The following is a 25,206-nucleotide window of genomic DNA, read 5'->3' on the forward strand; positions in this document are numbered from 1 at the left end:
CCTGTCGCTCGCCGTCCGCTTCCCGCCCGGACGTGACCCTTGTCACATCCTGGGCGGAGCTGCGCGCTACAGTTGCGATACCGGCATGAACGTGCCGGCTGTTTCGTCAATCGCTTCCGGAGGGACGCCTGTGCCTGCAAGACGAGCCGCGCGGGGGCCGCGCGCCCGCATTCTTCATTCCGTATTTCCGGGGCGTCACTTGGCGCTTGCCGCGACGCTCCTTGTCGCCGGGCTTGCCGCGGGCGACGCCGCACGGGCGCAGGAGGCCGACGCCGACACCCTGCTTGTCATCGACATGTCCAATTCCATGTGGGGCCAGATCGAGGGCGTGGCCAAGGTCGAGATCGCCCGCGAGGCGCTTGAGGGTCTCGTCGCGTCGCTGCCGGACGGCGCGCCGACCGGCCTGATGGCCTACGGACACCGCCGCAAGGGCGATTGCGGCGACGTCGAGCTCGTCGCGCCGATCACGCCGCTCGACCGGGACGCGCTGACCCGCGCCGTCGCGGAGATGAAGCCGCGCGGCAAGACGCCGATCACCGAGGCTCTGCGCCAGGCGGTGGACACGCTGAACGCCAGCGACCGGCCTGCCCGCCTTGTCCTGCTGTCCGATGGCATCGAGACCTGCGGCGGCGATCCCTGTGCGCTTGCCCGCGAGCTTGCCGCCTCGGGCATCGACTTCACCGCCCATGTCATCGGGTTCGACATCGCCTCGCGCGCCGATCAGGCGAAGATCGCCTGCATCGCCTCTGCGACCGGCGGGCGCTACTTCAACGCCCGCAACGCCGGCGAGCTGTCCGAGGCGCTGAAGACCTCGACTTCGGCCCGCGTCGAGGAGCCCGCGGCCTTTCCCGCGTCGCTGTCGGCCGTCGAGGCGGAAAGCGGTCGTCCGGTCGCCGGCGCGGTCGAGTGGACGGTCTCGCGCGCCGACGACGAGACCGTCGTCGCCTCGCTCACCGGGGCCGCCGTCGAGATCGACCTCGAACCCGGCCGCTATACGGTTTCGGCCGTTTCCGCCGAGCGCGCCGGCGGGGCGGACCTCGTCGTGACGGAAAAGGGCGGCTCGGCGGTGGTTAAACTCGCCTCCGAGGTGCCGCCGGCAAGCGTCATGCCGCAGGCGACCCACGCGCCGGCGTCGTCGACGATTTCTGTCGCCTTCACCGGTCCGATGGAAGACGGCGACTATCTGCGCATCGTCGATCGCAACGGCAAGCGCCTTGAGACGGATCTCTGGGAGAACACGCGCGACGGCAACCCGCTGCCGATGCGGCTGCCTTCGGAGCCCGGCACCTATGCGGTCGTCTATGTCTGGTCGAAGGGTGGCGACCGGGTGCTCGCCAGCGCCGGGATCGAGGTTACGCCCGCCGATGTCGCCGTGGAGGTCACCGCCGAGGTCGGTGCCGGCACGCAGGCCTCGGTGAGCTGGCGCGGGCCGGGCGGGGAGGGCGACTACATTGCCTTTGTGCCCTCGGGCGGCGCTGCCAGGGAGTATGCCGGGCGCTACATCGACACCCGTGACGGGGCGAGCCAGCAGTTGCAGGCGCCGATGGAGCCCGGCGACTACGATGCCGTCTATGTCAGCGGCAACGACGGCCAGGTGATGGCGCGCACGCCCTTCAAGGTGGTGGCGACCTCCGCCAGCGTGACCATGAACGGGACACCGCTTGCCGGCACCCGCGTTGATGTCGCCTGGACGGGACCGGGCGGGGCCAGCGACTGGGTCGGTTTCGCGCGCACCGGTGCGCCGGCAGGCGAATACCTTGGCTGGTCGACGCCGGAGGGGTCCAGCGTCAGCCTGCCGGTTCCCTCCGAACCGGGCGACTACGAACTGCGCTACGTGCTTTCCGCGAAGGAGGGGACCAAGGTTCTTGCCTCCGTGCCGGTCACCGTGCGCGACGCGCAGGTCCGCCTCGAGGCCCCGGGCGAGATTGCCGCCGGCCAGACCTTCACGGCGACGGCGGAGGGTCCCATGGACGGCTCGAACTGGGTTGGCTTCGCCCGCCCGGGCGAGGGACCGGCGGCCTATGTCGGGGGCGCGTGGACGGGGGCGGACAGCATCCGCGACGGCAAGGTCGAGCTGACCGCGCCGAGTGAGCCGGGCAGCTACGAACTGCGCTTCGTCATTGCCACCCGCGAGCCGCGCGTGCTTGTCGCGGTGCCGGTCACCGTCAAGTGAGGCCGGCCGCCCCGGCGGCATGAGCACAAGACCGAAACGCCCCGCCCGGGAGACCGGGCGGGGCGTTTCTACGTTCGGCGGCGGCGGAGTTGCGCGTCCGTCTACTTGATGCCGGCGCGCATGAAGCTCTGGACGAACTGGCGCTGGAACAGCAGGAAGGCGATCAGCAGCGGGCCGGAGGTCATCAGCGTCGCGGCGTTGATGACCGACCATTCGACACCGGAATCGATGGCCGAGAAGACGCTGAGGCCGACGGTGACCGGGCGCGTCTCCTCCGAGTTGGTGACGATCAGCGGCCACAGGAAGTTGTTCCAGTGGTGGCTGACGGAGACGAGGCCATAGGCGAGATAGGTCGGCTTGGCGAGCGGGATATAGACCCGCCACAGGACGCTCAACGCGCCCGCACCCTCGATGCGGGCGGCCTCGTCGAGTTCGCGCGGCACGGTGAGGAAGGTCTGGCGCAACAGGAAGATGCCGAAGCCCGATGCGATATAGGGCAGGGCGATGGCGGGGATCGTGTCGACCAGATCGAGCAGCCGCATCGCCTTGTAGTTCTCGACGATGAGGATGTCGGGCATGACCAGGAGCTGCAGCAGCACCACCGCGAAGAGGATCGAGCGGCCGGGGAAGCGGTAGCGCGCGAAGGCATAGGCGGCGAGCGTGCACAGGAAGAACTGGCCGGCCAGGATCAGCGTCACCAGCATGAAGGTGTTGAGAAAGTAGCGCGCGAAGGGCGCGGCCGCCCAGGCTTTCTCGAAGTTCTCGAAGGTGAGCGGGGCGAACAGGTCGAGCCGGGCTTCGTAGGCGGAGGGGTGGATCGCCGTCCAGATCGCATAGGCGAGCGGCAGGATCCACAGGATGGCCAGCAGCCAGGCGGCGAAGGTGTTGAGGGCCTTGTCGAAGCTGAAGCTCCGGCGGCGGCGCGGCCGGGCGGCCGGTGTTGCGGCTCGGGCGGTCATTTGTAGTGCACCTTGCGGTCGAAGAAGAACACCTGGCCGATGGCGATGGTGCAGAGGATGGCGAGCAGGGCGACGGTCAGGGCGGCGCCATAGGCGGTTTCCCAGAACTTGAAGGCCGTCTCGTAGATGTAGAACAGCAGCAGGGAGGAGGCGTGATCCGGGCCGCCGTTGGTCAGGATGAAGATGTGGTCGACCAGGCGGAAGGAGTTGATCACGGCGTTGACCGAGACGAACAGGGTGGTCGGCATCATCAGCGGGAAGGTGATGCGGAAGAAAATGGTGAAGCGCCCCGCGCCCTCGATCTTCGCCGCCTCGATCAGCGAGGGCGGGATCGACTGGAGGGCGGCGAGATAGAAGATCATGAAGAAGCCGGCCTCCTTCCAGATCGTCACCACCATCACCGCGTTGAGCGCGGTCGCCGGGTCGCCGAGCCAGTTGGTGTGGGGCCAGCCGAACAGCGAGCCGGTGACCTGGTCGATGAGGCCGAAGCCGGGAGTGTAGAAGAACAGCCAGATGTTGGCCACCGCGATCAGCGGCAGCACGGTCGGGGTGAAATAGGCCATGCGCACGAAGGCGCGGCCCGAGAGCTTGTCGTTCACCCACACCGCCATGACGATGGCCAGCGCGATCGAGACGGGGATGGTGCCGAGCGCGAACCAGGCGTTGTTGACCAGCACCTTCCAGAAGTCCGGGTCGGCGATCATCCGCTCGTAGTTGTCGAGGCCGACGAAGCGGGCCGGGCGGCGGCCGCGCGGGGTGGAAAAGAAGCTCGCCCAGATCGTCGTCACGGCGGGAATATGCGTGAAGGCGAAGAGGAAGACGAGCGCCGGCAGAAGCAGCAGCCAGGCATGGATCCATTCCCGGCTTCCGGTCAGCGCGGCAAGGCGCTTCTTGCGTTGGTCGCTCATCGTTCGTCTCTCGTCCCGGGGTCTGTTTGTCGTTGTCCTGCGGTCCGCGCCTTGGGCCGCAAAAGGGTTCGGGAGACGGCGGAATTCCGCCGTCTCCCATGTCTGTCGGGAAGGGCCTTGCGGCTCAGCGATACTCGGCGAGGATCGCGTCGGCCTTTTCCTGGGCTTCCTTCAGCGCCGCGGCCGCGTCCTGCTGGCCGGTGATGGCGGCGGCGAGCGCATCGTTGAAGATGCCGGTGATGCGCTGGTTCTGGTAGGTGGACAGCTCGGCGACGGCGAACTCGAGCTGGTCGCGGGCGACCGTCACCACCGGGAAGTCGGCGGCATAGGCCTTCATCGTGTCCGTCTCCCAGGCGTCCGGGCGCGGCGCGACATAGCCGGTGGCCATGGTCCACTTGGCGGCCTGCTCGGGGGCGGTGATCCACTTCACGAACTCGGCCGCTGCGGCGAGCTGCTCGTCGGAGGCGCCCTTGAAGAGGTAGAAGTTGCCGCCGCCGGTCGGCGCGCCGCGGCGGACGTGCTTCGGCAGCATGGCGACGCCGAACTCGAACGGCGCGTTGGTGCGCATGTTGGTCAGGTTACCGGTCGTCGTCCAGACGATCGCCGCCTGGCGCTCGAAGAAGGCCTTGGGGGTCGCGCCCCACTCGACGATGCCCGGCTCCATGACGCCGTACTTGGTGGAGAGGTCGACGAGATACTGCAGCGCCTCGACCACCTTGGGGTCGTCGAAGTTGGTCTTGTTGCCGTCGCTGTTGGCCAGGATGACGTCATTCTCGGTGGTCAGGCCCTGGAACAGCCAGTAGGGGAAGCCCGAGCTCGGGATGCGCACGCCCCACTGGGTGACGTTGCCGTTGGCGTCCTTCTTGGTCAGCTTCTTGCCGAAGTCGACCAGCTCTTCCCAGGTCGCCGGCGGCGTCTCCGGGTCAAGGCCGGCTTCCTTGAAGGCTTCCTTGTTCCAGTACATGACCGGGGTCGAGCGCTGGAACGGGATGCCGTAGGTCTTGCCGCCGGTCTGGCTGTTTTCCATGAACGCGGGGAAGAAGCCGTTCAGCCACGCCTTGTCGGCGTCGGTCTTGATGTAGTCGTCGAAGGGGACGATCAGGTCCTCGTCGATCAGGGTGAACATGTCGGCCGACAGCGCCACGGAAAGCTGCGGCGGGGTGCCGCCGCGCGAGGCGGTGATCACCTTGGCGATCGTGTCCTGATACGAGCCGGAATAGACCGCGTCGATCTTCACATCCGGGTTCGCGGCGACATAGTCGTCGGTGAGCGACTGGATCGTCTCGGCGGCGGTGCCGCCGACGGCCACGGGGAAGTAGAATTGCAGCTCGACGGCCTGGGCGGAGGCCCAGGTTCCGAGCGTGAGGGCCGCTGCGGTGGCGGCCTTCAGAAGCGTCGTCTTCAACATGGTGCTACCTTCCTGCTATCGGCCGCCCGCGCCCTGCGCGGCCGGGAGGCCCGGTGTCGGTCACCCCCGCCCGGATCGGCGGGAGGTCTGTCGTTTGCCGCCCGCGCATGTCGCGGCCGGATTGTCACGCCCTGTGCCGGGCGTTTCCCTCAGGTCCGCAGCAGCGGACCGGTGTCCTTGATCAGATCGTCGCGGCGGTGGCCGTCGTTGCCGTCGAAGACGTGTAGGTCGTCGAGGTCGAAGCCGAGGCGGATGTCCTCTCCCGGCACCAGATCACGCTGGCCGTTCACCCGCATGACAAGCGCCGCGCCGTTGATCTCGCAATCGACCAGCGCGTCGGCGCCGAGATATTCGACGCTGGTGATGCGCGCGGCGAGCGGCCCGTCGGAGGCCGGGGCGATGGCTTCCGGCCGCAGGCCGATCTTCATGGTGGACAGCGGCGCGCCGCGATCGGCGAGCGATGGCACCAGCGCGGCCGCATCGATCACGTTCATCGGCGGCACGCCAATGAAGCGGGCGGCGAAGGGGGTCGCCGGCCGGCTGTAGAGGGTGCGCGGATCGCTTGCCTGCTCGACGTGGCCGCCGTTCAGAAGCACCACCTGGTCGGCCATGGTGATCGCTTCGACCTGGTCGTGGGTGACATAGACCATGGTGAAGCCGAGCTTGCGCTGCAGCGCGCGGATCTCGACCCGCATCTCGTGGCGCAGCTTGGCGTCGAGGTTGGACAGCGGCTCGTCCATCAGGCAGACCGGACGCTCGGCGATGATCGCGCGGCCGAGCGCGACGCGCTGCTGCTGGCCGCCGGAAAGCTGGCCGGGCTTGCGCTCGAGCAGGGCGGAGAGGCCGAGCAGATCGGCGACGCGCGACAGGCGCTCGTCGCGCTCCGCCTTGCCCATGCCGCGCACCTTGAGGCCGAAGACGATGTTCTCGCCGACATCCAGATGCGGGAACAGGGCGTAGGACTGGAACACCATGGCGAGCTCGCGCTCGGAGGCCGGCAGATGCGTCACGTCGCGCCCGCCGATGGTGATGGCGCCTTCGTCGGCCGTCTCCAGGCCGGCGATCATGCGCAGCGTCGTCGACTTGCCGCAGCCCGAGGGGCCGAGCAGCACGGTGAAGGTCCCCGCCGGGATCTCGATCGACAGGTTGTCGACGGCCCGGTGGTCGCCCCAGATCTTGGAAACGTTCTCGAGCCTGATCTCCTGCCCGTGGGCGTGGAAACCGGTGTCAGTTGCGGTCATTGCCGCTCCTCCTCGGTGTGGTCGCAGACCACGACCCGGCAACCGGCTGCGTCCAGCCTGTCGGTGATCGGGTGTGGCAGCGCCGTGTCGCAGAAAACCGCTGCGACGTCTGTGATATGACCGCCGCGCACATGCGCCGGGCGGCCGAACTTGGTGGTGTCGAGCACGAGAAAGGCCTGCCGGCAATTGGCGAGAATAGCCTGGCGCGCGGCGACTTCCTCCTCGTGGAAGTCGAGCAGAGTCCCGTCCGCGTCGACGCCGGCGACGCCAAAGATGCCGATGTCGACCTTGTAGGCGGAGAAGAACCGCTCGGTGTCGGCGCCCAGTGTATCGCGGTCGCCGTGGCGCAGCCGTCCGCCGGCGATGGTGACCTCGAAATCGGCGTTCTGCGAGGCGGTGAAGGCCACATGCAGGTTGTTGGTGAAGATCCTGAGCCGGGCATGACGGGCCAGCGCCTGCATGACGATCTCCGGCGTTGTGCCGATGGAGAAGGCGAGCGCGGCGCCGTCGGGCACATGGGTGGCCACGGCATCGGCGATGGCGCGTTTTTGCGGCAGGTTCAGGATCTGTCGGCGGGCATAGTCGATGTTGCCGGAGGCGGCCGGCGGCTCGACGCCGCCATGGGTCCGGCGCAGGATGCCATGCTCGCACAGGCGCGCCAGGTCGCGGCGAATGGTCTGCGTCGTCACGGCAAAGCGGTCGGCGAGGGCTTCCACCGAGGCGAAGCCATCCGAGCGCACGAGATCCGAGATCTCCTGCTGACGCGCAGTTATGTCGAGCTGGCCTGCCATTGGCTTGCGCGTTCCTCCCGCCGGGTCCGATGGCATGTCTTATGTTTGGTTCATATGAACACAGAATTACGTTCATATGAACATTAGATGACGGCGAGACCGCGCCTCCGGGGATCGGACAGAGGGTGCCTTGCCCTCATTCGGAGGTGGTCGGCAGGGCAGGTTGCCTAGATATTTCAATCTCATGACCTGAACTTCCTACGGCCGCGACAAGCTCTGTTCCTGTGAAAAATTACGGGGGACTAAGAGGCGTGACTGCGGTTCTTCATACCGCTTTCGTGTCAGCAGCGGGGTCTGGGGTGTGTTTTTGCGAATTAGTTGCAACTGAGTTGACTCTTGCAAATGGTTCGCATAATCATTTTCATGATGATCGGCCCGACGCTTTCCGCGAGCCTGTGGCTTTCCGCAAGAAAGGATCCCATGACATTCCTCGCCCGCATTTGCCTGATGTCTCTCGCGCTGCTTGGCGGCTGGTCCGCCGCTGGCGTCGCCGCCTCTGCGCAACCCGCCGAGAGGCTTGCCGTCGTCGCCACCACCGGCATGATCGCCGATGCCGCGCGTGCCATCGGTGGCGATGAGGTCGAGGTCCACGCCCTGATGGGGCCGGGCGTCGATCCGCACGGCTACCGCCAGACCCGCAGCGACATCGCCGCCATGGTCAGGGCCGATCTGGTGCTCTGGCACGGGCTCTATCTGGAAGCCCAGATGGAGGACTTCCTGCAGGGGCTGGCGAAGCGCAAGCCCGTGGTCGCGGTGGCCGAGAGCCTGCCGCGCGCCGACCTGATCAGCCACGGCCACGCCGACCGGTTCGACCCGCACGTCTGGATGGATCCCCGGCTGTGGTCGAAGGTGGTTGTCAACGTCCGCGACGCGCTCGTCGCCGCGCGCCCTGAAGCCGGGGCTGCCTTCGTCGCCAACGCGGATGTCTATCTCGCCGAGCTGGCGCGGCTTTCCGGCTATGCGGAGCGGGTGTCGGCATCGGTTCCCGAGAACGCCCGGGTTCTCGTTACCGCCCATGACGCCTTTTCCTACTACGGTCGCGCCTTCGGTTTCGAGGTGATGGGCATTCAGGGCATCTCGACCCAGAGCGAGGCGGGACTGCAGCGCATCGCCGAGCTGGTCGACACGCTCGTCGAGCGGCGCATCGGCGCGGTCTTCGTGGAATCCTCCGTCTCCGACCGCAGCATGCGCGCCCTCATCGAGGGGGCGGCGGCAAGGGGCCACACGGTCTCCATCGGCGGCGAACTGTTCTCCGACGCGATGGGCGAGCCCGGCAGCTACGAGGGCACCTATCCGGGCATGATCGACCACAATGCGACGACGATTTCCGGCGCGCTTGGCGGCGATGTTCCCTCGGGCGGCATGGACGGCCGCCTGCGGTCGGGGACGTGAGGCCGATGCGTGCTCCCCACCTTCCCGGCGACGTCGCGACCGGCGGCCCGTCGCTCGCGCTGTCCGCCGTTCCGGCGCGCGAGGCGGCGCCTGGGGTCGAGGGCCCGGCGGCGCTCGCCATCCGTAGCCTCACCGTTACCTATGGCGGCAAGCCGGCGCTGCTCGATGTCGATGCCGGATTTCCCGCCGCCCGTCTTTCGGCCATCGTCGGGCCGAACGGGGCGGGCAAGTCGACGCTGATCAAGGCGGCCCTTGGAATCGTGCCGAAGGTCGCGGGCGAGATCGCGGTGTTCGGCGCGCCGATGGCAAGGGCGCATCGGCGCATCGCCTATGTGCCGCAGCGCGCCTCCGTGGACTGGGATTTCCCGGCCCGTGTCATCGACGTGGTGCTGATGGGCCTTTATGGCCAGCTCGGGCTCTTCGGACTGGTGCGCGCCCGCCACCGGGAGACGGCGCGCGCCTGCCTGGCCCGTGTCGGCATGGCGAATTTCGCCGGGCGCCAGATCGGGCAGCTTTCCGGCGGCCAGCAACAGCGGGTGTTCCTGGCCCGCGCGCTGGCGCAGGGCGCCGACCTCTATCTTCTTGACGAACCCTTCGCCGGCGTCGACGCGGCGACCGAACGCGCCATCATCGATGTGCTCAAGTCGCTGAAGGCGGAGGGCCGGGCGGTGGTCTGCGTTCATCATGACCTGGCCACCGTGGCCGATTATTTCGACCGGGTCCTTCTGATCAACGGGCGGCGCATCGCCGAGGGCACGCTTGCCGAGGCCTTCACCGAGGAGGCGCTTCAGGCAACCTATGGCGGCAAGCTTTCCGCCTCTCATGTCGCCCAGCTCGGGGTGCCGCGTCGATGACGGATGCAGGTGGTCTCTCCTTTCCCGAGGCGCTTGGCGCGGCACTGACCTTCAGCGCCGGCTACAATGCCTCCCTGGTCGCGGTCGGTGCCGGGTTGCTGGGGCTTGCCGCCGGCGCCTGCGGCACCTTCCTTGTCCTGCGCAAGCGCGCCCTCGTCAGCGACGGGCTGGCCCATGCGACGCTGCCGGGGGTCTGCATTGCCTTTCTCGTCATGGTCAGCCTCGGCCTAGACGGGCGCGCGCTTGCCGGCCTGCTTGCCGGATCCGCCGTCTCGGCCGCCATCGGGCTTCTCGCCATCGACTGGATCACGCGGCGCACGCGGCTTGCCGAGGATGCGGCCATCGGCGCGGTGCTCTCGGTCTTCTTCGGCCTTGGCGTGGTGTTGCTCACCGTCATCCAGACGTTGTCCGCGGGGCGCCAGGCGGGGCTCGAGAGCTTCCTGCTCGGCTCCACCGCCGGCATGCTCTACGCCGACGCGCTGACCATCGCCGGCGGCGGTGTACTCGTCGTGCTCGGCGTGTTGATGCTGCGCCGGCCCTTGACCCTTGTTGCCTTCGATCCCGGCTTCGCGCTGTCGTCGGGCGTGCCCGTCGCCCTCGTCGACCGGGCGTTGATGGGGCTGGTGCTGGCCGTCACCGTGGTCGGGCTCAAGATTGTCGGCCTCGTGCTTGTCGTCGCGCTGCTCATCGTGCCGGCTGTGGCGGCGCGATTCTGGAGCGACCGGGTCGGGCATGTGGCGCTGCTGGCAGCGGCCTTCGGCGGGGCCTCCGGCTTCGTCGGGGCAGCGCTCTCGGCTTCCGCGCCCGACCTTCCGACAGGGCCGATCATCGTGCTCGTCGCCATCGCGCTCTTCTGTGTGTCGCTCGTCGCCGCACCCCGGCGGGGCGTGATCGCCGCCGCCCTTGCCCGGCAGCGGTTGCGGGCGCAACTGGCAGGCAGGAGACCGACATGAATGCCGAATTCGTCCAGCTCTCGCTGGTGCCGATCCTCATCGGCGTGCTCTCGGCGATCGCCTGCGCGCTGCCGGGCAACTTCCTGGTGCTGCGCCGCCAGGCGCTGGTGGGCGACGCCATCAGCCATGTGGTGCTGCCGGGCATCGTCGCCGGCTTCCTGCTCACCGGCTCGACCTCGAGCCTGCCGATGCTCTTCGGCGCGGGGGCTGCCGCGCTTGTCGCCGTCGGGCTGATCGAGGCGGTGAAGCGGCTCGGGCGGATCGAGCCCGGGGCGGCCATGGGTGTCGTCTTCACCGGCATGTTCGCCGCCGGCGTTCTCGTGCTCGAACGCACCGACACCAGTTCGGTGCACCTCGACGTGGAGCACGCGCTGATGGGCAATCTTGAAAGCCTGATCTGGTTCGACGCCGAAGGCTGGGGCTCGCTTCTCGATCCGCAGGCGCTCGCCGGCCTGCCGCCGGAGCTTGCCCGCATCGCGCTCGTCGCCCTTGCCATCGGCGTTCTGACGCTGGCCTTCTGGCGCCCGCTCAAGCTCTCGACCTTCGACGAGGGCTTCGCCGCGACGCTGGGCCTGCCGGTGCGTGCCATCGGTCTCGGCCTGGTCTCGGCGGCGGCCATCGCGGCGGTCGCCGCCTTCGACGCGGTCGGCTCGATCATCGTCATCGCGATGTTCATCTGCCCGCCCGCCGCCGCCCGGCTGATGACCGAGCGGCTCGAGCACCAGGTGCTCTGGAGCCTCGCCTTCGCCAGCCTTTCAGCCGTGGCGGGCTATGTGCTCGCCGGCTATGGCCCGTCGTGGCTCGGCCTTTCGGCCTCGGTGTCGGCGGCCGGCATGATCGCCGTCGTCTCCGGCCTTGTGCTTGGGCTCTGCGCGCTCTTCGCGCCGCATCGCCGGCGCATCGGGGCCCCGGCGGCCGACTGAGCGCGCGCTAGCCGGGATCAGGCGGAGAAGGCGTCCGCCCACTCCGGATGACGCTTGCGCTGGGCGTTCACGAAGGGGCAGAGCGGCATCACCTTGAAGCCGTTCGCGCGGGCATCGGCGACCAGCCGCTCGACCAGCGCCAATCCCACGCCCATGCCGCGGAAGGCATCCGGCACGCCGGTGTGATCGGCGATGACAAGCGCCGGGCTGGCGATGGAGAAGGTCAGCTCCGCCGTCTCGGCGTGGCCGGCGATACGGGCGACATAGCGTCCCCGGCTGTCGGTCGCCTCGCGGGTGATGGTGATGTCCTCAGTGCCCATGTTGCTGTCCTCCTCGGGGATGGGGACAGCGCACTTCGCGCCGCCGTCTCCGCTTGTGCTGGCCACTATGGCGCAGGTCGTAGCGGCGAACAATTGCGTGTCTGGATATCTATGTGTTTCGAATTTCCGAACAATGAAGGCCGGCCGTGGCCGAGCGGTCATCCGCCGGCCAAGGCGTGCAATCTTGCCTTGGCGCGTGATATTTTTTCGAAATCCTGCAGCGGAATTGCCGGAAATGCCGCCTCCGGCGCAAAACAATGGGGCGCGCCGGCGGACCGGCGCGCCCTTCGCGGGGAAGCCTGTTTTCCGTGTCGTCGGCGGGTCAGCCGACGGGCGTGTTGTCGTCGCGCTTGATCGCGATCAGGGTCGAGCGGCCGAGTGTGTCCTCGCCATCGGGGAACGGCGACCTGGGATGCTGGATGCCGACGAACATGGTCCGCAGGTCCGCCGACCAGCACAGCCCGGTGATCTCGGAGCCGAAGGGCCCGGTCAGAAAGCGTTCGATGCGGCCCGTCACCGGATCGCCGGCGAGCATCTGGTTGTTGCCGTTTCCGGCGAAGTCGCCCTCGTTGTCGTCCTCGCCGTCGGTCTGGATCCACAGCAGGCCGGTGGTGTCGAAGGCCATGCCGTCGGGCGAGTTGAACAGGTTGCCCTCGTTGACGTTCGCCGAGCCGGCATAGGCATCGGAATGCACCGTCGGATTGCCGGCCATGACGAAGAGGTCCCAGGTGAAGGCGTCGTCGGCGTGGTTCTCGTTTTTCGGATACCAGCGTACGATCTGGCCGTACTTGTTCTTCTCGCGCGGGTTCGGGCCGCCGACCGGGGTCTCGTCGCCGCCGGCGTTCGGCTTGACGCCACGGTTCTTGTTGTTGGTGAGCGCGCAATAGGCCTCGACGGAGACCGGATTGACCGCGACCCATTCAGGCCGGTCCATTGTGGTGGCCCCGACCTTGGAGGCCGCCATGCGCGTGAAGATGGCGATCTCGGGCGCCGGCATGCCGGTGGTCTCGGGCGTCAGCGCCAGCCACTGGCCGGTGCCGTCCTCGTTGAACCTTGCGACATGGAGCGTGCCCTCGTCGAGCAGCTTCGAGGTGTCGGCTCCCGGTGCGTAGAGCCCGGCCGAGACGAAGCGGTAGAGAAACTCGCCGCGCTCGTCATCGCCGAGATAGACCACGACGCGGCCCTCCCGGGTCACCACGACCTCGGCGTTCTCGTGCTTGAACCGGCCGAGCGCGGTGCGTTTGACCGGCGTGGAGGCCGGGTCGGAAGGGTCGATCTCGACGACGTAGCCGGCGCGGTGCGGCTCGTTGGGGTTCTTCGAGACGTCGAAGCGCGGATCGAACTTCTCGTAGCCGTAGACGCTTTCCGCGGCGATGCCGTAGCGCTTGTAATCCTGCGGCAGGGCGAAGGCGGCGTCGGTCGAGCCGAAGTAGCCGTTGAAGTTCTCCTCGCACGTCAGGTAGGTGCCCCAGGGGGTCTTGCCGGCGCCGCAATTGTTGAAGGTGCCGAGCGAGGCGGTTCCCGTCGGATCAGCCTCTGTCTTGAGCAGGTCATGACCGGCGGCCGGGCCGGAAAGGCGCATCTCGGTGAGGTGGGTGATGCGGCGGTTGAGCGGGCTGTCGACGACGATCTTCCAGCCGTCGTCGCCTTCCGCGATCTCCATCACGGTAACGCCCTGAAGCTTCTGCAGCTTGGCGACATCCTCGGCCGAGGCGACCTTGCCGCCGTCGTTGTTCGGCAGGTTGAGCTTGGGGTTCACGTACTCGTGGTTGACCGCGATGACCTGACGTTCGCCAACGACGTAGAACTCCATGCCGTCGGTGTTCTCGCCGAACACCCGGTCGGCGGTTGCCGCGTCGCCGCCCGTTGCGTGGTCGAAGGCGACCGCGTTCGAGAACAGCGGATCGCCCCAGCGCGCCAGAGCCTTCCAGGTGTAGCCGTCCGGCACATGGACGGTGGCGTCGGTGGCGATCGGGACGGCCGTGAAGGTGAAGCGCGCGGTAGCGGCCTGCGCCGAGGTGGACGACAGCAACGACCCGAGGGTCGTGATGCCAGCGCCCATGGCCGCGGCACCGGAGCCGAAGGCGAGCACGCCAAGCAGGCCGCGCCGGGAGATGGCGGCCTCCACGACCCGGTCGAAGCCGGTCGTCTCGGGACGCGGGTCGCGCGCCTCGTCAAAGGCGTCGAAGGAAAAGTCCTCGAAATCGATGCTGGGCTGAGTGTCGCGATCCATGCGGGCTCTCCTGTCGCTGGCCGGAAGCGGGCCGTATCGGCGGCCTCGGACACGACCCTAGCGCCGGTGTGACTCATGCATGTGACGGAGACCCATGTCGGCTCATGCCGCACAGCCAAGAGAGGTGTCGGATCGATTGGATTCCAGAGGGTCGCCATCTCTGCGGCTGCGTTCAAGCTCATTCGGCCTTGAGATGAACCTTCCAGGCAGCCGCCTGGGCGATAGCGCAGAAGCCTGTGCCAAGCAGGAGGAGCTGAAGGTCGCCCCTGATTGCGCCCCTCGTTCTCCAATGCCCTCCCCCTTTCCGGGCAGCACCGGCCTGCCCGCCGGCAAGGGCGGCAAGAGCGAAATCACGGTCGGGATTATCGCCGCGCCGGCTCATGTGTGATGATGAAGCCCTTGCTTGTCAGGATCCATTGTCCAAATTACGCTGCGGCCACCTGACCAGAGGATCCGTATAAATGACCAGCGCTTCCATGCCCGGCTGGGTCGGCGAGCACGCCGACGACGAGATCGTTCCGCGAGACATTCGTTTCGACATTTCCGGCAATGCGGAACGGCACTGGTTCGGCGACGATCCGCTGCGCACGGCGATGGTCGACGGTTTCTCGATCTTCCTGCCCGAGGGCGAGCGCTTCTTCATCCGTTCGCTGAAGCACTATGCTTCGAAGCTCGGCGACCCGGAGTTGATCGAGGAAATCAACGGCTACGCGGTGCAGGAGGCGTTCCACACCCGCGAGCACGAAGACTACAACCGGACGATGGCAAGGCTCGGCTACGATGTCGAGGAGATGGAACGGCCGGTCAACTCCGTGCTCGGAAGCGTGTCAGTGCCGCTGATCCGGCTGGCGGTGACCTGCGCCATTGAGCACCTGACGGCCAATTTCTCGACCATGACGCTGCGCCACCAGGACATTTTCGCCGATGCCAATCCGGCCTATCGACGGCTGTGGATGTGGCATGCGCTGGAGGAGCTGGAACACAAGGCGGTGGCGCTCGATGTCTTCAAGCGCGCGGCGGCCGGCATGCCGGCCTGGAAGCGCTACGGGCTGCGGGTCTCGGCAATGAATGTCACCATCTTCCACTTCTGCCGCATCTACCTGCGCAACGTCCGCCTGCACGCGCAGGCGGACGGCATCCGCACGGGCATCCGCTTCTGGTCGCGCTTCGCCTGGCTGCTGCTGGTGTGGCCCGGCTACACGCGGTTGAGCCTGCTGGCGTTCCTGCGCTACTACATGCCGGGCTACAATCCGCGCAAGGTCGACGACAGCGACCTGATCCGCAAGGGGCGGGCCTGGCTCGCCAACGAATACGCCGCCGGCGATCCGGCCAAGGAGACCCCCGCCAGATGACCAGCCGCGCCTTCGGATACATCCTGCGTGCGGTCGAGCGCGGCGCCTTCCCGAAGAGCCGCAAATGGGCATGGAAGCGGCTCTACAATATCCTCTCCAGGACATGGCGCGACAGCGACTGGCGTTTCATGAACTACGGCTACATGCCGGCGGGTGATGCCTTTGCCCTGACGGCGGAGGACGAGCCGGAGCGGGCCTTCATCGGCCTCTACCACCAGGCGATGGCCGGGCTCCCGGTCGAGGGCGCGCGCGTGCTGGAAGTGGGCTCGGGCCGCGGCGGCGGGGCGCGCTACATTGCCCGCTACATGGCGCCGGCCGCGATGACCGGCCTCGACTACTCGCCGGAGACGGTGCGGCGGGCGCGGCAGCTCAACGACGACACGGCGAACCTTGCCTTCGAGGTGGGCGATGCGGAGGCGCTGCCCTTCGCGGATGCGAGCTTCGACATCGTCGTCAACATCGAGTCCTCCCACTGCTACGCCGATGTGCCGGCCTTTGCCAGGGAAGTGGCGCGGGTGCTGGCGCCGGGCGGCTGCTTCACCTGGGCCGACATGCGCGCGGCAACGATGGTCGAGGGGCTGGACCGGGACCTCGGCGCCTCGGGCCTTGTGCTGGAGAGTGAGACCAACCTGTCGCCGGGCGTGGTCAGCGCGCTCGACGCGGTCAACGAGCGCAAGATGAGCCGCATCCAGAAGAGCACGCTGATGCAGCGGTTCCTTAAGGAGTTTTCCGGCACCAAGGGCTCGCTGCTCTATCGCAACCTGCAGTCCGGCGGCGTCGTCTATCTTGCCCGCCGTTACCGCAAGCCTTTGGTGTAAAAGAAGTTTGGCAGCCCATCCCGGCTGTCAAGCAGATGTCATGTCCACCCCGTAATACTGCCGGATCGGCCCGTGTGCCGCCTGCCATCTTCGAGGGAAACACCCATGAAATTCTCGGTGCTCGGCGCGCTCGCTGCTGCCCTCCTATGCTCGACGCTCGCCGCCAGGGCTGAGCCGCTCTTCAATCGGATCGCGAGCTTTCCGGTCAACACCAACCTGCCGGCCGACATCGACCAGAAGACGGAAACCTCGGCGGAGATCATCTCGGTCACGGCCGACGGCAACATGCTCGTCTACTCCGACAGCCCGCTGGGCGCGATCGGCATGATCGACATCACCGATCCGGTCAATCCGAAGCCGCATGGGATCGTGAGGATCGATGGCGAGCCGACATCGGTGACGGTGGCGCACGGCAAGGCGCTGGTCGGCGTCAATACCTCCGCAAGCTATACCGAACCGTCGGGCCTGCTCGCGGTCATCGACATCGCCACGAAGACGGTGGAGGCGACCTGCGACCTCGGAGGCCAGCCGGATTCGGTCGGCCTTTCGCCCTCCGGAGACCTCCTGGCGATTGCCATCGAGAACGAGCGCGACGAGGATCTGAACGACGGCGAGATGCCGCAGATGCCCGCCGGCTTCCTGGTGCTTCTGAAGATGAAGGACGGCGTTCCCGACTGTGCGGGCAAGGTCGTCGTCGACATGACCGGCCTCGCCGAGGTCGCGCCCGAGGATCCAGAGCCGGAGTTCGTCGACATCAACGACCGCAATGAGGTCGTCGTCACGCTGCAGGAGAACAATCACATCGTCGTCGTCGACGGCAACACCGGCAAGGTGATCAGCCATTTTTCCGCCGGCAAGGTCGATCTCGACAATGTCGACACCGCGGAAGAGGGCGCCCTGACCTTCGACGGCACGCTGAAGGGCGTGGCCCGTGAGCCCGATGCGGTGCAGTGGCTTGACGACGACCGCATCGTCATCGCCAACGAGGGCGACTACAAGGGCGGCTCTCGCGGCTTCACCATCTTCTCCAAGACCGGTGAGGTGCTCTACGATTCCGGGCTCGACTTCGAGTATCGCATCGCCATGGCCGGCCAGTATCCGGAGAAGCGTTCGGGCAACAAGGGCGTCGAGCCAGAGGGGCTCGAGGTCAAGCGTTTCGGCGACACCAATTACATCTTCGTTCTCTCCGAGCGCAGCTCCATCGTCGGCGTCTACAAGGACACGGGCGGCAAGCCGGAGTTCGTCCAGCTGCTGCCGACCGCCGTCGCGCCCGAAGGCGCGGTCGCCATTCCGGGCCGCGATCTTCTCGCCGTCTCGAATGAGGCGGATCTTGTCGAGGAGAACGGCCTTCGCTCTCATGTGACGATCTACAAGCGCGGGGAGGGGCCGGCGACCTACCCGATGATCGTCTCCAGCATGGACGCCAACGGACGCCCGGTCGGCTTCGGCGCGCTGTCCGGTCTTGCCGCCGACGCGTCGGTGCCGGGACGCCTTTATGCGGTCAACGACAGCTTTTACCGGATGCAGCCGACGATCTTCACCATCGACGCGACAAAGAAGCCGGCCGAGATCATCAACGCGCTGCCGGTCACCCGCGACGGCGCGCCGGCGCAGCTGCTCGATCTGGAAGGCATTGTCGTCGACGGCAAGGGCGGCTTCTGGGTCGCCTCCGAGGGCCGCTCCGACAAGCAGGTGCCGCACGCGCTCTACCATGTGGACAGCAAGGGCGCGATCAACCAGGCGCTTTCCTTCCCGCCCGAGCTCATCGTCCATGAGACGCGCTTCGGCGCCGAGGGCGTCACGCTGATTGGCGATACGCTGTGGGTGGCGATCCAGCGTCCCTGGAAGGACGATCCGAAGGATGCTGTGAAGCTTGTCGCCTACAACACCAAGACGAAGGAGTGGGGCGCGGTTCGCTATCCGCTCGACAAGGCCGAAAAGGGCTGGGTCGGCCTCTCGGAAATCTCGCTGTTCGGCGATTATGTCTACATCATCGAGCGGGACAACCAGATCGGCGCCAACGCCAAGATCAAGAAGCTCTATCGCGTCGCGGTTTCGGATCTGGTTCCCGCGCCGCTCGGCGGCGACCTGCCCATGGTCGCCAAGGAAGAGGTTCGCGATTTCATCCCCGATCTGAAGTCGACGGGCGGCTATGTGGTCGACAAGATCGAGGGCTTCACCATCGACACGGCCGGCACGGGCTACGCGGTCACCGACAACGACGGCGTCGACGACAGCAACGGCGAGACGCTGTTCTTCTCCACCGGCAAGATGTGATCTTCGAGGGTTCCGGCCGTGGGGCCGGGGCCCTCGCACATGAACGAAAGACGGCCCGGGAGCGATCCCGGGCCGTCTTTCGTTTGCGGTTGGCGTTTTCTTGCACTCCCGCGTTCCGCCGGGACAGCGGAACGGCCGGGGTTACTGCGGACGCTTGAACACCATCATCGTGAAGAGGCCGAGAGGCCCGTGGCGGCTTTCGTGCTCCAGCGTCATCGAGGTGTTGGAAAGCACCTTCTCGCGGGGGAACAGCGGGTCCCAGCCGAGCTTCTCGGCAAAGCGGGCGAGAAAGCGCTCGGCAGCGGCGACGACGCCGCGCTCCGATGCGAAATGGTTGACGATGATCACCGTTCCGCCTGGGCGCACGACACGCTCGACCTCGGCCATGACCTCGGCCGGATCGGGAACGACCGAGACCACATACATAACCGTGGCGACGTCGAAGCTGGCGTCGGCGAACTCCATCGCGGTGGCGTCCATCGCCCGCAGGCCAGCGACATTGTCGAGGCGCTTGCGGGAGACGCGTTCGCGGGCGCGACGCAGCATCGGGCGCGACAGGTCGATGCCGGTGATGCGCAGCGCGCGGCTGTAGAACGGCAGCGACAGGCCGGTGCCGACGCCGACCTCGAGCAGCTCGCCCTCATGCAGGTTGGCCTCGGCGGCGGCGGCGCGCTGCCCGGGAACGAGCGGGGCGGTAAACACCCAGTCGTAGACCGGAGCCCACCGCGCATAGGCGCTTTCGACCGGGGTCTGGCTGGAAGAGGAGGTGCGGCCGCGCGCCGAGAACGCAAGGCGCGCCAGGCGCAGGCGGCGGTCGACCCAGCGGCGGAGCCGGCTTGCGGGAAAGAACCCTGTTTCCATCAGAGGGCCACCGCCGCGGTCTTGCTGCGCGCGGTCTCGCGGGCAGGCGTTCCGGCCACGGGGATCGTGCGGTCGATCCAGCCGCCGCCGAGAACCCGGGCGCCGTCGCCGTCGTCGGTGAAGAACACGCAGGCCTGGCCCGGTGCGACGCCGGTCTCGCCCTCGACGAGGTCGACCACCGCCTGTCCGTCACGCAAGCGCAGCACGGCCGGACGCGGTGGACGGGTCGAGCGCACCTTGGCGTGGATCTCGAGACCGTCCCGGGGAACAATGTCCTCGAGCCGGCCACCGCCGATCCAGTTGACGTCGCGCAGCACGATCTCGCGGGTGCCGAGCGCCTCGCGCGGACCGACGACGACCCGGCGCGCGTCGGCGTCGAGGCGCACCACATAGAGAGGCTCGCCGGTGGCGACGCCGATGCCCCGGCGCTGGCCAATGGTGAAGTGGATGATGCCGTTGTGCTCGCCAAGGACGCGGCCGTCGATATGGACGATCTCGCCGGGCTCGGCCGCATCCGGCTTCAGCCGCTCGATCACGTCCGCATACTTGCCATGCGGCACGAAGCAGATGTCCTGGCTGTCCTGCTTGTCGGCGATGGAAAGGCCGAACTCGCGGGCAAGCTCGCGGGTTTCCGGCTTGGTCATGCCGCCGAGAGGAAAGCGCAGGAAGTCGAGCTGCTCCTGGGTGGTGGCGAAGAGGAAGTAGCTCTGGTCGCGGTCAAGGTCGACCGGCCGGAACAGCGCGCGGTGGCCGTCGGTCTCGGCGGTGCGCACGTAGTGGCCGGTTGCCAGCACATCCGCGCCGAGCGTGCGCGCGGTCTCCAGCAGGTCGGAGAACTTGACCGTCTGGTTGCAGGCGACGCAAGGGATCGGCGTCTCGCCGGCGATGTAGCTCTCGGCGAAACGCTCGATCACCTTTTCGCGGAAGCGGTCCTCGTAATCGAGCACATAGTGGGGAATGCCAAGGCGTTCGGCGACGCGGCGCGCGTCCTGGATATCCTGCCCCGCGCAGCAGGCACCCGCCCGATGCACGGCCTCGCCGTGGTCATAGAGCTGAAGCGTCACGCCGACCACGTCATAGCCCTCGCGCTGCATCAACCCGGCCACGACGGAGGAATCGACGCCTCCCGACATGGCAACCACGACCCGGGTGTCCTCCGGGCGCTTGGGGATGTCGAGACTGTTGAGCATGCCTGTCATCCTGATAGGGACATCTCCGCGCGTTGCTGGCACGGGCAGTCCTTGTGAGTTCGTCTCCGGCCGGCGGTCAGACGCTTTCGCGTTGCCGCCCGGCCCGTGCTTCCGCGTTTCGGGCGTCAGCCCTGGCCGCGGCCCGTTCCGCCTTGTCCGTTCCGCCTGTCGCGCCCCGTCTGGCTGGCCCGCGCGCGCGGGCGCCGCCAAGGGCCAAAGGAGGGCCGGGCGGTCGGTCCGGCGCTGGCCCCTTGGGCTGGCGGAAGCTGGATGGGCGCGGCGACCGGCGTTGCGCGGTCCGCACGTCTTCGCGCGGACTATAGCGGAACGGCGGCGAAAACGCCAAGCCTGCCAGCACCCTCGCCAGAGGGGAAGTCTCATGCCGACTGCCGCTCGGCAATCCTTTCCCACCTGCGGCAAAGCTTTCCTCCTCATTTGCGACGCGCGGGCGCGCCGGGCAAGAGACGTGGAGGCGAAACATGGCGATTTTCCAAGCGCCGGGCCGCTTCCTGGCGGTTGGCCCGACAATTGCTCAAGGAGGGACGAGATCATGTGTGCGCTGGCCGAGGGCTGACGCCGGGTGACGAACGGAGACGGGCGTGACAAACGCAAATCCAGTGTCGATCGCGATGAATGCCGCGCAGCCGCGCGCCGGCGGCCAACGCTCCGGTGTGCTTGCCGCCGCGAGCGCCGGTGCTCAGGTGCCATCCATGTTTGCCTCCGTGCTTGCGGGCACGGGAACGGCGGGTGCGTCCAGCGCCGCAGCGACCGGCGGCATGGCGGCCATTGCAGGGGCTGCCCAGGTGGCGGGCGGGGATCTTGCGGTTGCCGCCGGCAACAAGGTGCAGCCGCGTTCCGCCACGGGCGCTGGCGTCATCGGTAGCGGCGATCCGTCCAGGCCGGCGATGCCTGAGGCGGGCGTGGCCGCAGATGGGAATGCCGACGAAGGCGCGACGCTGGCGAGCCAGGCTCTGGCCGGTGCGCTTGCCGCGAGCGGGCAGCCGCAGCAGCAGCAGGATCGTGCCAACATCTGGTCCTTCGCAGGTCTCTCGACAGGCGGCGTCGCTGCCACCGGAAGGGTGCAGGCGGCCGCGAGCGACGGCGAGGCGTCGAAGACCGCAGGCGGCACCGCGACCCTGGGCGCGGGCATCGCCGCCGGCGCGTCGGCGCGGTCTGCCGAGGGCGCCCTGTCCCTGCAGGCGGCGGGGAGCGCTTTTGCAAATACGGCGCTGCCGGGCGCTGCTTCGGTTCCTGACGCGGCTTCCGCCCTGCCGGCGACAGGTGCTGCCACGGTCAAGGCACCGGCCGTGCCAGCCGATGCCGAGGCCGGCGCGGTTGCGGAAACGACGCCGGTCGTGGCTGGCGCGCAGACGGGCAAGGCCGGCGGGGATCCGGCAGCCGAGATCACCAAAGTCGCGACGCGCGATGGCAATAGCATTGTCTCGAACATGATGCCGGTCGCCGGTGAGGAGACGGGCGATATCTCGGCGGTGGCCGCGCGCCTTACCGATATGGCGGCCAGGCCGGCGCGCGAAAAGGGGACGGGGGCCGATGCCCGGCTGATGCCTCTTCCCGTGACGGCCAAGGCCACCGAAATGGCTTCGACAGCGTCGCCGGGCGGGCTCATCGCGCCTGGCGGAGACGCAGCCGATGCTGCTTCAGATGCCGCGCCGACTGTCGTACCCCCGCGGCCGGCGGGTGGGCCCGCCGCGACCGAGGCGGCGGCGAGGCCCGCACGCTCACCCGCTGATCCTGCCGTCAATCCGGACATGGCTGCGCCGAAGCCGGCGACCGCGTCCGCGCCTGCCCCTTCCACCGGCACGCCGGCGGCAGTGGTGACGGGCGGCGAAACCTCGCCGGCAACCCCGACCGTCGACGGGCAGGCGAGCGGCTCGATGCCGGCGTCGACCGCTGCGTCCAAGGCGCCAAACGGTCCTTCCGCTCCCGCGCAGTCCGACAGCGCGACACGGGCCGATGCCGGCCGGGTGGCTCCCGTCCAGGCGCAGGCGATCGATCCGGTCATTTCCGCAACGCTCCGCGCACCGGCGTCGCCGGCCCCGGGTCTTGCCGCGACGGTTGAGGCGGCCACGACCGATCCCGCAGGTCTTGAGATCGCCGATGGCGAGGGCGTCGAAGCGACGGCGGCGAAGGTGGCCAGCGGATCGGCCGAGAAGGCCGATGGCCGTCCCGCCGCAAGCCCGGGCGATGGTCGGGGCGTGCTGAACGCGGGCGCGCAGATTTCGGGCGGCTCACAGTCCGCAATCGTGCCGACCGGGCAGGAAGCCTCGAAGGCGGCCGACGCGCACGATGCGCTCTACGGCTACGGCACGGGCAATGACGCCGGCGACGGCGAGACGGCCGGCAAATCCGACACGGCGCGCAAGAACGATACACCGGCGCAGGTGGTCCAGCCGCCGGCGAACCAGACGGCGGCGACCGGGCGCAGCGGCGTCAGCGCCCCGGCGATGGCTTTTGCCGCCGCCATGGCCGAGGCCGGGCAGGGCGATGCGGGCAGCGACGAGCTTTCCGGCCGCAGCGGCGAGGCGCGGCTCGACGGGATGCGTTTCGACACGGCCAGCCAGGGGCAGATTCAAAGCGCCCAGGCAGCCCGCGTCGCGAGCGCCAGCCTGTCGCATCTGTCCGCTGCCGCAAGCACCCATCTTGCGGCGGAGGTCGCTCGGTTCGCCGGAAAGGGCCAGACCCGCTTCCAGATCCGCATGGATCCGGCCGAGCTCGGACGGGTCGACGTGGATCTCAAGATTTCGCGCGATGGCACGGTGAAGGCGCATCTTTCCGTCGAGCGCCGCGAGACCCTCGACATGTTCATGCGCGACCAGCGCGGGCTGGAGCGGGCGCTGGATGCCGCCGGCCTGAAACTGGAGAGCGGTGACCTGCAGCTGAGCCTCAAGGATCAGGGTGGTAGCGGCTTCTCCGGCTTCGCGCAGTCCAACGATGGCGATCAGTCCGGCTCGGGAACGGCGGGCTATCGCGCCTCCACGGAACAGGCCGGTGAGGTCGATCCCTTGCCGGTTGCCAGCCGGGTGAGCGTGAGCGGTTCGACCGGAACCCTGGACATTCAGATCTGACCCGCATCGCGCCGCTGGCGGCAATGCGCAGACGAAAGGAAGATGTGAGATGGCTTCAACCGGCGGTGTGACCGGAAGTGGCGCGGCAACATCGGGGAGCTCTTCGCCCTCCGCGCAGTCGGCGCTTGCGAACAATTACGAGCTGTTCCTCTCGATCCTGACGACGCAGATCAAGAACCAGGATCCGCTCGATCCGATGGACTCCTCCAAGTACACGGAGCAGCTGGTCCAGTATTCTTCGGTCGAGCAGCAGATCAAGACCAACGACCAATTGTCGTCGGTGTTGCAGGTGATGGCCGCATCGACAGCGTCGAGCTACGTCAGCTACATCGGCACGGACGTCGTGGCCAACGGCTCGACGACGAAGATGGAGGGCGGCGACGCTGAGTGGGTCTATAATTCCCCCGACAGCGGCAAGGCGCGGATCGAGATCCGAAACTCGCTCGGTGCAAAGGTGTTTACCGGCGACATCGACGTCTCGTCGGGCCGTCATACCTACGAATGGGACGGCCGCACCATGGCCGGTTCGATTGCCCCTGACGGCAACTACAGCATCACCATCGCCCGTCTCGACGACAAGGGCGAGCCTGCGGTTCTGGTTCCGACCGAGGTGAGCGGCAAGGTCACCGGAATCGAGTTCGGCGACAGCGGTCCGATCCTCAAGGTCGGTGATATCCCGATTCCTGCCTCGTCCGTGATTTCGGTCTCCGGCACCTGAATCATTATTTTTTTCGCTGAGTCATTTCGAGAGTTCCATTTTGCGAAACCGCCGGTGGTGGTCGAAAGCCCAAGGAACCGGTGCTTCGCAGACAATTTGAGGCAAAGCTGAGTCGTTCAAATTGTTACTGAATTCTTGCCTGGCGCTTAGTCAAATTTTAAAGCCGACGAGCTACATTCATAGTCAACGTGGTCATGTTGAGTGTGAGTGTACAATGACCGACCGAGCAAGTGCGCGTGTCAAATATGTGATCGGCCCAGACGGGTCGCCACTTACAATTGCCGATCTGCCTCCTGCAACGACCCGTCGATGGGTGATCCGCCGGAAGGCGGAAGTGGTTGCCGCGGTACGCGGAGGGCTTCTGTCTCTGGACGAAGCCTGCAAGCGATACACGTTGACGGTGGAAGAGTTCCTGTCCTGGCAGAGTTCGATCGACAGGCACGGCCTTGCCGGCCTGCGTGCGACGCGGGTTCAGCAGTACCGAAACTGACGCGCAGCCCTTGCGCGTAATCTCGACGGCGCTCGCTGCGCCGAAGGACGTTCCGGATTCGAGGGGCTGGCAATCGCCGGCCCCTCGTGCGTTTCCGGGGTGCCGTTCGCGCGGGCGACAACCGCACCGTGCCGATTTGCACGCGTTGAGTCGCGACATGGTTCGCGAAGCGTTAACGCACACGGCCGATCCTGCCGGGCCATGCTCGCAATTCGCCAATCCTGAATGGCGGAAAACGGCTGTTCTCACCGTTTATTAA

At 67.5% G+C, this 25,206-nt stretch carries 20 protein-coding genes; 11 read left to right on the forward strand and 9 right to left on the reverse strand.

Annotated features, from left to right (window positions below; genetic code table 11):
• The first annotated feature begins 199 nt into the window (after positions 1-199).
• A complete protein-coding gene (locus ACSLUQ_RS00740) occupies positions 200-2,173 on the forward strand; it encodes a vWA domain-containing protein (protein ID WP_417773487.1) in 1,974 nt (657 codons plus the stop codon).
• Between the two features lie 101 nt (positions 2,174-2,274).
• On the opposite strand, the gene ACSLUQ_RS00745 is transcribed toward ACSLUQ_RS00740, so the two are convergent.
• From ACSLUQ_RS00745 to ACSLUQ_RS00765, 5 genes are all read right to left on the reverse strand, one after another.
• Positions 2,275-3,132, reverse strand: a complete 858-nt coding sequence (locus tag ACSLUQ_RS00745) for a carbohydrate ABC transporter permease (RefSeq protein WP_417773488.1) — start codon at positions 3,130-3,132, stop codon at positions 2,275-2,277.
• Complete coding sequence (locus tag ACSLUQ_RS00750) at positions 3,129-4,040, reverse strand: carbohydrate ABC transporter permease (RefSeq protein ID WP_417773489.1); 912 nt, start codon at positions 4,038-4,040, stop codon at positions 3,129-3,131. Before ACSLUQ_RS00750 ends, ACSLUQ_RS00745 begins: the two co-directional genes overlap by 4 nt.
• Before the next feature lie 124 nt (positions 4,041-4,164).
• Complete coding sequence (locus ACSLUQ_RS00755; protein ID WP_417773490.1) at positions 4,165-5,448, reverse strand: ABC transporter substrate-binding protein; 1,284 nt, start codon at positions 5,446-5,448, stop codon at positions 4,165-4,167.
• A 149-nt stretch (positions 5,449-5,597) separates the two neighbouring features.
• Positions 5,598-6,689, reverse strand: coding sequence for an ABC transporter ATP-binding protein (locus ACSLUQ_RS00760; protein WP_417773491.1), 1,092 nt, complete (start codon positions 6,687-6,689; stop codon positions 5,598-5,600).
• Positions 6,686-7,480: a DeoR/GlpR family DNA-binding transcription regulator gene (locus tag ACSLUQ_RS00765; RefSeq protein ID WP_417773492.1), complete on the reverse strand. Its 795-nt coding sequence runs from the start codon at positions 7,478-7,480 to the stop codon at positions 6,686-6,688. Before ACSLUQ_RS00765 ends, ACSLUQ_RS00760 begins: the two co-directional genes overlap by 4 nt.
• Before the next feature lie 420 nt (positions 7,481-7,900).
• Here ACSLUQ_RS00765 and ACSLUQ_RS00770 point away from each other — a divergent pair, with 420 nt between their 5' ends.
• Genes ACSLUQ_RS00770 through ACSLUQ_RS00785 form a run of 4 tightly spaced genes read left to right on the forward strand, consistent with a single transcriptional unit; the run spans position 7,901 to position 11,602 of the window.
• Positions 7,901-8,872, forward strand: a complete 972-nt coding sequence (locus ACSLUQ_RS00770) for a metal ABC transporter solute-binding protein, Zn/Mn family (RefSeq protein WP_461807433.1) — start codon at positions 7,901-7,903, stop codon at positions 8,870-8,872.
• Positions 8,873-8,877: 5 nt separating this feature from the next.
• The gene (locus ACSLUQ_RS00775; protein ID WP_461807434.1) at positions 8,878-9,726 is read left to right on the forward strand and encodes a metal ABC transporter ATP-binding protein; all 849 of its coding nucleotides are present in this window, start codon (positions 8,878-8,880) and stop codon (positions 9,724-9,726) included.
• Positions 9,723-10,679 (forward strand): metal ABC transporter permease, encoded by a 957-nt coding sequence (locus tag ACSLUQ_RS00780; protein WP_417773495.1) that lies wholly within the window; start codon positions 9,723-9,725, stop codon positions 10,677-10,679. The genes ACSLUQ_RS00775 and ACSLUQ_RS00780 overlap by 4 nt, the downstream gene beginning before the upstream one ends.
• Entirely contained in the window at positions 10,676-11,602 is a 927-nt protein-coding gene (locus tag ACSLUQ_RS00785; protein ID WP_461807435.1) for a metal ABC transporter permease, read from the forward strand. The genes ACSLUQ_RS00780 and ACSLUQ_RS00785 overlap by 4 nt, the downstream gene beginning before the upstream one ends.
• A 17-nt stretch (positions 11,603-11,619) precedes the next feature.
• Here the strand turns inward: ACSLUQ_RS00785 and ACSLUQ_RS00790 are convergent, their stop codons facing one another.
• Complete coding sequence (locus tag ACSLUQ_RS00790; protein ID WP_461807436.1) at positions 11,620-11,922, reverse strand: GNAT family N-acetyltransferase; 303 nt, start codon at positions 11,920-11,922, stop codon at positions 11,620-11,622.
• Between the two features lie 322 nt (positions 11,923-12,244).
• On the reverse strand, positions 12,245-14,155 hold the full coding sequence (locus ACSLUQ_RS00795; protein WP_461807437.1) for a PhoX family protein: 1,911 nt from the start codon (positions 14,153-14,155) through the stop codon (positions 12,245-12,247).
• Between the two features lie 461 nt (positions 14,156-14,616).
• On the opposite strand from ACSLUQ_RS00795, the gene ACSLUQ_RS00800 reads away from it, so the two are divergent.
• The 3 genes from ACSLUQ_RS00800 (at position 14,617) to ACSLUQ_RS00810 (ending at position 18,602) form a co-directional block, all read left to right on the forward strand.
• Positions 14,617-15,507, forward strand: coding sequence for a metal-dependent hydrolase (locus ACSLUQ_RS00800; protein ID WP_461807438.1), 891 nt, complete (start codon positions 14,617-14,619; stop codon positions 15,505-15,507).
• Positions 15,504-16,325 carry a class I SAM-dependent methyltransferase gene (locus ACSLUQ_RS00805; protein WP_461807439.1) on the forward strand — a complete coding sequence of 274 codons (822 nt, stop codon included), beginning with the start codon at positions 15,504-15,506 and terminating at the stop codon, positions 16,323-16,325. The genes ACSLUQ_RS00800 and ACSLUQ_RS00805 overlap by 4 nt, the downstream gene beginning before the upstream one ends.
• 105 nt (positions 16,326-16,430) lie before the next feature.
• Positions 16,431-18,602 (forward strand): esterase-like activity of phytase family protein, encoded by a 2,172-nt coding sequence (locus ACSLUQ_RS00810; protein WP_417773501.1) that lies wholly within the window; start codon positions 16,431-16,433, stop codon positions 18,600-18,602.
• Between the two features lie 141 nt (positions 18,603-18,743).
• On the opposite strand, the gene ACSLUQ_RS00815 is transcribed toward ACSLUQ_RS00810, so the two are convergent.
• Positions 18,744-19,463, reverse strand: a complete 720-nt coding sequence (locus ACSLUQ_RS00815) for a class I SAM-dependent methyltransferase (protein WP_417773502.1) — start codon at positions 19,461-19,463, stop codon at positions 18,744-18,746.
• Entirely contained in the window at positions 19,463-20,653 is a 1,191-nt protein-coding gene (gene mnmA, locus ACSLUQ_RS00820) for a tRNA 2-thiouridine(34) synthase MnmA (protein ID WP_461807440.1), read from the reverse strand. The genes ACSLUQ_RS00815 and mnmA overlap by 1 nt, the downstream gene beginning before the upstream one ends.
• Positions 20,654-21,252: 599 nt before the next feature.
• Between mnmA and ACSLUQ_RS00825 the strand changes: the two genes are divergently transcribed.
• From ACSLUQ_RS00825 to sciP, 3 genes are all read left to right on the forward strand, one after another.
• On the forward strand, positions 21,253-23,739 hold the full coding sequence (locus ACSLUQ_RS00825) for a flagellar hook-length control protein FliK (protein WP_461807441.1): 2,487 nt from the start codon (positions 21,253-21,255) through the stop codon (positions 23,737-23,739).
• Between the two features lie 49 nt (positions 23,740-23,788).
• Positions 23,789-24,457 carry a flagellar hook assembly protein FlgD gene (locus tag ACSLUQ_RS00830; RefSeq protein ID WP_461807442.1) on the forward strand — a complete coding sequence of 223 codons (669 nt, stop codon included), beginning with the start codon at positions 23,789-23,791 and terminating at the stop codon, positions 24,455-24,457.
• 214 nt (positions 24,458-24,671) lie between these two features.
• Positions 24,672-24,947: a CtrA inhibitor SciP gene (gene sciP / locus ACSLUQ_RS00835; RefSeq protein ID WP_067217848.1), complete on the forward strand. Its 276-nt coding sequence runs from the start codon at positions 24,672-24,674 to the stop codon at positions 24,945-24,947.
• Positions 24,948-25,206 lie beyond the last annotated feature (259 nt).

This window comes from Stappia sp. ICDLI1TA098 (assembly GCF_054880955.1).